The following is a 7,340-nucleotide window of genomic DNA, read 5'->3' on the forward strand; positions in this document are numbered from 1 at the left end:
AACCGCTCCTTGAGCTCCAGAACCTCGTCCGGGGTGAGCTCGTGCAGGCAGGCGGAATACTCGATGCCGTCATCCGCGTCCAAGGAATAGTACGCCTTGTTGTAGCGGGCCCGCTCGGTATAGGCCGCCTCATAGCGGATGCTGGCTCGGAGCGCCTCGGCCACATCGTCAGTAACCTCAATATATTCGTCCTGGGTGTACCAGTAGTAAAAGTCGCGCAAGTTGATGATAGTCATTGTATGTACCTCCATATCGTTTTTGTGGTCGGATTGCGGAAAACGATATGGAGGGCGGCGGGGAGCGGCACCCGGGAGAACCGTCCCGCACCTTGGGACTGTTTGTCCCAAAGCAGAAACGACAAGAAACGACAACGCCCGCACAGCGTTGTACTGTGCGGGCGCATGAAATGACGCAGTTCTTTATATACTTACAAATTTCGCATTGATGGCCGGAGTAACCCGGTGGAGGAGCTAAACTTTTTTTAACAAATTAAGTTGAGTGCAGATAAAAAAGGACACAACGATACCTCCCGGATACCGCCGTGTCCTTAAAAATGGGCGACTTTAATACACCCTCCGATTTTCTGTTTTTTACAAGAAAACGGCGGCTTGAAATTTGTTATTTCAAAACCGCCGTTAGGCTACTGTATTTTGTTTTGGCGCGCAAATATTCAGCCGCCGAAACAACGGTTTTTTTTATTTACCGTTGAGCGACAGTTTATTTAATTTGATCTGCCTATACATTATCTATTTTTTACACCAGAAATATGCGATGGAATGTTCGTGATAAATATTAACAGTTGAATAATTCTTTTCCAAAAAACTGTTTAAATCCGAAAAAGTCTGGAATGGAAGGGTAAACCAGCCTTTGGGAGCAAGTACATTTTTAACTAAAAAATCAGTTCGTTTACATTCCCCTTTAACATAAAAACACCCAATGAACATACCGCCATTTTTCAGAACGCGGAATGTTTCGCTAAAGGCTTTCTCCTTATCGGGAAAAGCATGAAACCCATTCATTGATACTAATACATCAAACATCTGGTTTTCAAAGGGCAAATTACCAACATCGCCCTGAATACACTGAACGTTTGAAATATGATGCTTTTCAAATCTTGATTTGGCTTGAACGAGCATATCTTCTGAATAGTCTAAACATATTATTTTGGACAACGGCAAAGCAGCATACTTTTCAACTGTAAACTGAGCCGTTCCAACAGGAACATCTAATAATACGCCTGAAAAGTCTTTGGGAATGATGCTTAATATTTTTTTGGAGATTTCCAGATTATCTACTCCTCCCCAAAAAACATAGTTGTATAATTTTGCCCACCATTTTTTTTGCGTTAATGCGTCATCGTATATATTTTGGGAGAGCTTATAAGCATTTTCAATTTTATTTGGCATTTTCACACCTCCAATTCTTAAAATTAGATGCCACACTTGCGGCACCTAAAATTATAATGTAAAATCTATATGCGGTCAACTACGCCAAGGCGAAGTGTCCCAAACATATATAAAATGTGGCAGGTGGGAGTATGGGTAATAAGAGTAATAGTTTTTTATCTTTACAATCTAAGGAATGGCTTGTAAAGGCTTTGCAAATTTTAATGAAAACTAAAAAATATTCTGATATTACAATTAAGGAATTAGCGCAAAAGGCCGGGGTAGATCGAAAAACTTTTTATAGGAATTTCAAGAGCAAAGAAGATGTGTTGCGGTTTTATTTAGACAGGACATGCCAAGACTATATCGCTCGTTTAAACAAAGAGAATAAACTTACAATCTTTGCAATCGCAAAAGCCTTTTTTTCAACTTGTAAGCAACATTCAGATTTTTTAATTCTACTTGATAAAAATGATCTTTTGCCATTATTACTGATAGCATTTGATGATTATCTTCCTATGCTACATGAAATGTTTGAGGACAAAAGAATAGATGACAATCCGGTTTATTATTCTGAATATGCGCTCTCGTTTTTTACCGGAGGATTTTGGAACATATCAATTAAATGGATTAGACGTGGTGGGCATGAAACACCTGAAGAAATGGCTCAGATCGTAGAGACATTGATGTCATATTCCATTTAGCAAATCACAGAAGGAAATAAAATACTACTATAAGTAAAATTGTATTTCGTTCTCATAGTCTTACCCGAAATGTAGAATAATATAGGGTGATATGAGAATGTACCAATACGACAAACATCTTGATTTTCACGCCTTGGGCCGTGAGATCAAACGCAAACGGGAAGCAAAAGGCTGGACGCAGGAGTATCTGGCTCAGCTTGTGGATCGCACCCCGCGCTCCATCATGTATATGGAGAACCGGGGCCAGAAACCAAGCCTCAATGTTTTTTACCAGCTTGTCACCCTGCTGGAGATTTCCGTGGATCAATTCTTTTTCCCGGACAAGCTCAACGGAGAGAGCACCTGCCGGAAACAGATCGATGTTATGCTCAATTCGATGGACGAAAAAGAGCTAACCGTAATGAAATACACAGCAGAGGGACTGCAAAAAGCCCGTGAAACGGAGGATGCGTAAAGAGAAGCACGCGCCTCCGTTTTTTCGCGCCACTTCGGGGGTTGCGCGTTTCGGCAAGCAATTCGGGTGTGGCCACACTCCGAAATTTTTGCTGGGCCGCAGGCCCGCAAAAATGCTTGTTGGGGAGCCTCCCCAAACCCGGCTCTTTGGGACAAAATGTCCCAAAGAGGTTGGCTGCGTCACCGCCGCTATCGCGTCTGTTCCTTATCGTCCCGCCCGTCCGTCAGTCCGAGCAGATGGTCGATGTTGGCCTTGACAGCCACGGCCTCCCGCATATCCCGCTGGGCCTGCCTATACTCGGCATAGAGGGCCTTTTTCTTATCCGCCAGCTCCCGCCGCTGTTTTTTCAGCGCGTCCATTTTGGGGAGTTTTTCACCGCCCAGCAATTCATTCATAGCGGCCCGGGCCGCCCGGTAGGTGGCAAGCTCCGCCTCATGCTCGGCAAGGTACTTTTTCGAGTACCGGGCCGCCTTGTAGCCGTCAAACACGGGCCGGGCCTTGGCATAGTCCACCACGGCCCCCATCAGCCCGGAGACTTTAGAGAGGGCCGCCTCGGTGGTCTGGAGCTCCCCGGCCAGCGCGTGGGCCCGGTCAACCGCCGCCGTGGTCTTTGCCGCCAGCGCGTCATAGTCGGTCAGATTGTTCTCCTGCAGGAACTGGAGGGCGGCGGCCATCTGCTTTAGGTTGTAAACTTTGGCCCAGCGTTCATAAGCGGGGCCCTTGCCCTCGGCCATGCGCTGTTGAATGTCGATGATAAGGCCCACCTGCCGGGGCGGGGGCGGTGCGTCCCTGGGGAGCTCCGGGAGGGGCCGCTCCCCGGCGATCACCGCCCGGATGTCCTCGGGGTCAAAGCCCGCGCCGAGGGTGGATGCCCGGAGCCGGGTGTATTTATCCTGCCCCGGCGCGAGGAACGACACCACGCCGCCCCGCCCGCGCTTGACAGCAAAGCCAGACTCCTCCATCAGCCGCAGGAACGCGGCAAAGTCGGCGGGCTTTTTCTCAAGGGCCGCGATGCTTGCCAGCCGCACCCGCTGTTGCGCGGAGGGCGGCTTGTCGCCTATCCACTGGCCATAGTGGAGGAAACGGCCCTTGCTGTGCTGTTTGGGATTTTGTATCACGGACAAATCATGCTCCAGACATACCCGGTCAGACAGCCGCCGGAGGGCAAAGCTGGAGCCGAGGAAATTATGGAATTTCCGGGAGCAGTCAAAGGCCGTGGAATTGAAATAGATGTGGTTGTGAATGTGGCCCTTGTCGGTATGGGTGCAGACAAAAAACTGGTATTGGCCTTTCGTCCAGCGCATCGCCGTTTCAAAGCCCAGCTTATTTGCCTCCTCCGCCGTCACCTCGCTGGGCGGGAACGCCTGCCGTATCTGGAAGAACAGCGCCCCGCGCTCCACGGGCCGGGCAGTAGCCGCCTGGTATTCGCTTTTCACCAGCAGAAACTCGGCGGCGGCTGTGGCCGGGTCGCAAAGGTGGGAGGACACGGCCCCCAGCTTTTGGGGGTTGAGCCCGTAGGCAAACCGCTCCTCCATCGTCTGGACGGCGCTCAGTCCCGCCGCCTGCTTGTAGGGCCGGATGTAGGTCGTGGCCGTGGTAACACCTCCTCTCGTTGGGACTTTGGGACAAAATGTCCCGAAGTACGAAAAGCCGGGGAGCGGCACAGCACCGCTCCCCAGCAAATCACAGCTCCACCAGCGCGGAAAGCTGTTTCAGCAAATCAGACAGAGGGCCCCACAAGGCGGAGTAGTCCCGCTGGAGGGCCGATATTTCCTCGGGGTAAATGCCCCCGTAGGTGTTGGCGTGGACAGCCACTTGATTGAGGTTGTTTGAGCACCGCCGCTGGAGGGACACCAGCTCCCGGACGGGGGCAAGGTCAATCTGGAGCACATAGCCGCAGAGGGCCATCCGGCGCATATAGGCCCCCATGTTGCGGATGCCCGCCTGGGCCATGCGTTCCTGGATAAGTGCCTGCTCTTCCTCAGATACCATCACATGGAGATGGATGGGGCGGCGGCGCTTTTTGCCAGCCACGCTATCTGTCGCCCCGGTCGGGCGCGTTCCGTTTAGGCGCAGAGGGGGCCTGCCGTTCCCCGGCCAGTTTCTCAGCCTCCCGCAGTTGTGCGGCAATCGGGGGTTTTTCCTGCCGGGCCCGTTTACGGCCAGCGGCCTCCTGCTGGAGCTCCACCCCACGGGCACACTCGGCCAGCCGCTCCGGGGAAACAAATTCTTTCACTACATAGCACCCAAAATCCGGGTAAAACCATGTCAGCCGCTTTCCATCAGGGACGCGGCCCTCGTCCTCCCATTTCCCCACCACCTGGGCCTGGGTATCCATCAGCCGCCGCATATCCGGGTTATCACGGGATGGCTTGAGCTCGTAATTATAGAGCTCCTTTTCCGTGAGCGGCTGGGCATAGGCCAGCTCGCCCCATGCAAGCCGGGTATCATGCTCCACCCAAATCCGGCCCTCGTAGTTTTCGATCCGGATGGGCGGGTTTTCCTTGCCATTGGGGAACGTGCCAATGTCAACGGGCCGCTGGGTAGAATAATACTTGTATTCCTGCGCTTTTTCCAAAGTTACCTCCTCTCAGATGTTAGCTTTTGGGCCGGGAAACGGGGGCCGGACATAGAAACATACCGGGCCCCCATGAACCGCGCCCGGAAAGCCTTGATACAAGCGGGTTTTCAAGCGGCAAAAGCTAACAGTCCAGCCGCCTTTTCCGCATATAGTCGCGCTGGCGTTTCCGCCGCGCATTTTCGGCGCAGGCCGCCGAACAGAACGCCCTTTTCCCCTCCGGCGCAAAGAGCCGCCCGCAGACGGCGCAGGGCCGTAGGACGGGGGCCGGGCCGTCAGTCAGCGCGGCCTCCAATGCGGGATTTAAGGGGAGCACCGCCTCCCGGAAGTAGCGGCAGTAAGCCCCCGTCCAGCATTTCCCCAGCATATAGCACTCACAGTCGAGGGGCAGACAGCCGTATTCCCGGTCATAGTTGGCGCACCATTTCACTACAAGGGAGCGGATAGCGGCCTTTTCCTCACGGGTCAGCTCGCGCAAAGTATCACCTCCCGCCCGGTTTTTTCAAAAGGCTCTGAAAGCAGGAGCCGCAGGGGATGCCGCGCCAGTAGGGACAGCCACAGCACCGGGAGCCCTCCCGGGGCTTTTCCGGGCGGGGAGCCCGGGGCCGGGGGCGGCGTTTCATTTCCCGTTCCAAAGGGTTGTTTGTGAAATTCATTCTCCGCCCTCCGTTTCCTCTTCCTCATCCCACGGGGGGAGGTCGTCATATTCACCGCCGCCATAGTCCTCGCCGTATTCCTCCGCCTCGTCAAAGTCCTCACCGGGCGCGGCGGCCTGCTGTTTCGGGCGGTAAATCTTGAAGTACCACCCAGCCCCGCCGCCGAGGGCCAGCACCGCCAGCACCAGCAGGAGCGTCCCCGCCCCGCCAGATTTTTCCGGCTCGGGTTCCGGTTCCGGCTCCGGGGTGGGAGCAGGCTCCGGCTCCGGGAGCGGTTCGGGTACGGCCTCCGGGGAGGGCTCCGCAAGGGCCATAAGGTCGGCCACAGTGACGGCGTTCAAGAAGTACACATTTTCCGTCTCCCGCTGGCGGTCAATCACCAGATAGAACACGGACTCGTCCGCCGCCATGATGGTGAAAAATTCCTTGCCGTCCCCGTCCGTGGCGTTATCCACCATCGTCCCCTGGCCGTCCGGGGTGAACGGGTTGGGCTCGGGTTCCGGCTCCGGGGTGGCCGGGGGCTCCACGGGGTCAAGCCCCTCCCACTCCGGGCCGCCCGTACCGTCCTCCCATTCCTCGCCGCCCCCGGCGTAGGCCGTTGTGGTGATGCCGCACAGCAAAAAAGCGGCGCACAGAGCCGCCGCCATTACACGATATTTTTTCAGTTTCATTCCGCGTCCTCCTTTTCCGGCCCGGCGGACTTCGGGACATTTTGTCCCAAAGCGTCCCCGGCCTTGATGCGCTGGAGCACCAGCGGGAGCTCCTCAAGGGAAATGCTCATGCCCCGCACGATGTCCACGATTTCCTCGTTCTCGGCCTCCTTGTGTTTCTGTTCCAGCTCTTTCAGCCGGGCCTGCTGGTCGCTGATTTTGGCCTTGACCTTTTCCATCTCGGCCATGATTTTTGCGCTCTTGCTTATCGCCATTGAAAACCTCCTTTTCATGGTAAACGCCCGTAGGCGTAGAAGTGGGCCTGCCAGTAACTGCTGTTTAAGTTGGCGTATTGTATGGGGTCGCCACAGTGCAGCATCATCCCGTCCCCCACATAGATGCCACAGTGGGAGACTCCCGGGGTGTCATAGGTTCCACCTCGTTCCCCCACACGTCCCAGCCGGGGGCCGTCTGGCGGGCGAACAGCTCCACCCGGGGCACGTCCCCCATAAGGGCCACGATTTTTTCACGGGCCTCGTCCGGCTTTTTGCTGTGGCCCTCGATAGGGGAGATGATGAACTGGTGGACGTTGGGGGCCTTTCGCCGGGGATGCCCACGGGTCGCCAGCAGGCACACCTCCGCATTGGCCCGCGTCCAAAAGCCCAGCCCGTAAAACCAACTGTCCGCCTTTTTGTTCTTTTTCAGCCAGACAAAGCCCACGGACTTATACTGGAAGCCCCACGCCTTGATGAGCCGCAGGGCCTCCGGGAGCTGGGGGAACGTGGCCCACAGAAAAAGAACGCTGTCCGGGGCCGCCAATTCCGCCACGGGCAACACGCATAATTCCTCAATCCCCATTGTGGGGTAGTGCCGCTCCGCCGCACCTTGCAGGCCCTTTTGGGCATACCGCCAC

General features: G+C 54.8%; 11 protein-coding genes and 2 pseudogenes. 2 read left to right on the forward strand and 11 right to left on the reverse strand.

The features are described 5' to 3' along the window. Positions 1–236: pseudogene (locus NFS22_RS22595) on the reverse strand (sigma-70 family RNA polymerase sigma factor); the annotation flags it as partial. Between the two features lie 510 nt (positions 237–746). Next, positions 747–1,406, reverse strand: coding sequence for a class I SAM-dependent methyltransferase (locus NFS22_RS22600; RefSeq protein ID WP_066540975.1), 660 nt, complete (start codon positions 1,404–1,406; stop codon positions 747–749). A 131-nt stretch (positions 1,407–1,537) separates the two neighbouring features. Between NFS22_RS22600 and NFS22_RS22605 the strand changes: the two genes are divergently transcribed. Next, the gene (locus NFS22_RS22605) at positions 1,538–2,089 is read left to right on the forward strand and encodes a TetR/AcrR family transcriptional regulator (RefSeq protein ID WP_066540973.1); all 552 of its coding nucleotides are present in this window, start codon (positions 1,538–1,540) and stop codon (positions 2,087–2,089) included. Positions 2,090–2,180: 91 nt separating this feature from the next. Then, positions 2,181–2,543, forward strand: coding sequence for a helix-turn-helix domain-containing protein (locus NFS22_RS22610; RefSeq protein ID WP_430667077.1), 363 nt, complete (start codon positions 2,181–2,183; stop codon positions 2,541–2,543). Between the two features lie 188 nt (positions 2,544–2,731). Here the strand turns inward: NFS22_RS22610 and NFS22_RS22615 are convergent, their stop codons facing one another. From NFS22_RS22615 to NFS22_RS22655, 9 genes and pseudogenes are all read right to left on the reverse strand, one after another. Then, positions 2,732–4,078: a relaxase/mobilization nuclease domain-containing protein gene (locus tag NFS22_RS22615; RefSeq protein ID WP_251319911.1), complete on the reverse strand. Its 1,347-nt coding sequence runs from the start codon at positions 4,076–4,078 to the stop codon at positions 2,732–2,734. A gap of 148 nt (positions 4,079–4,226) precedes the next feature. After that, positions 4,227–4,577, reverse strand: a complete 351-nt coding sequence (locus NFS22_RS22620; protein ID WP_420908908.1) for a plasmid mobilization protein — start codon at positions 4,575–4,577, stop codon at positions 4,227–4,229. 1 nt (position 4,578) lies between these two features. Further along, positions 4,579–5,121, reverse strand: coding sequence for a defense against restriction DarA-related protein (locus tag NFS22_RS22625; RefSeq protein ID WP_251319907.1), 543 nt, complete (start codon positions 5,119–5,121; stop codon positions 4,579–4,581). A 124-nt stretch (positions 5,122–5,245) separates the two neighbouring features. After that, positions 5,246–5,599, reverse strand: coding sequence for a cysteine-rich VLP protein (locus NFS22_RS22630; RefSeq protein ID WP_251319908.1), 354 nt, complete (start codon positions 5,597–5,599; stop codon positions 5,246–5,248). 4 nt (positions 5,600–5,603) lie between these two features. After that, a complete protein-coding gene (locus NFS22_RS22635) occupies positions 5,604–5,777 on the reverse strand; it encodes a hypothetical protein (protein WP_169714842.1) in 174 nt (57 codons plus the stop codon). After that, positions 5,774–6,448 (reverse strand): CD1107 family mobile element protein, encoded by a 675-nt coding sequence (locus NFS22_RS22640; RefSeq protein ID WP_251319909.1) that lies wholly within the window; start codon positions 6,446–6,448, stop codon positions 5,774–5,776. Before NFS22_RS22640 ends, NFS22_RS22635 begins: the two co-directional genes overlap by 4 nt. Beyond that, complete coding sequence (locus NFS22_RS22645; RefSeq protein WP_044919934.1) at positions 6,445–6,702, reverse strand: DUF4315 family protein; 258 nt, start codon at positions 6,700–6,702, stop codon at positions 6,445–6,447. Before NFS22_RS22645 ends, NFS22_RS22640 begins: the two co-directional genes overlap by 4 nt. A gap of 14 nt (positions 6,703–6,716) precedes the next feature. Next, positions 6,717–6,863 (reverse strand): annotated as a pseudogene (locus tag NFS22_RS22650) (NlpC/P60 family protein); the annotation flags it as partial. Beyond that, positions 6,806–7,340: MT-A70 family methyltransferase (locus tag NFS22_RS22655; protein WP_251319910.1), on the reverse strand; the 535-nt coding region annotated here is incomplete at its 5' end. The gene NFS22_RS22655 and the pseudogene NFS22_RS22650, both read right to left, overlap by 58 nt.

This window comes from Flintibacter muris (genome assembly GCF_943192995.1).
Lineage (GTDB): Bacteria > Bacillota > Clostridia > Oscillospirales > Oscillospiraceae > Lawsonibacter > Lawsonibacter muris.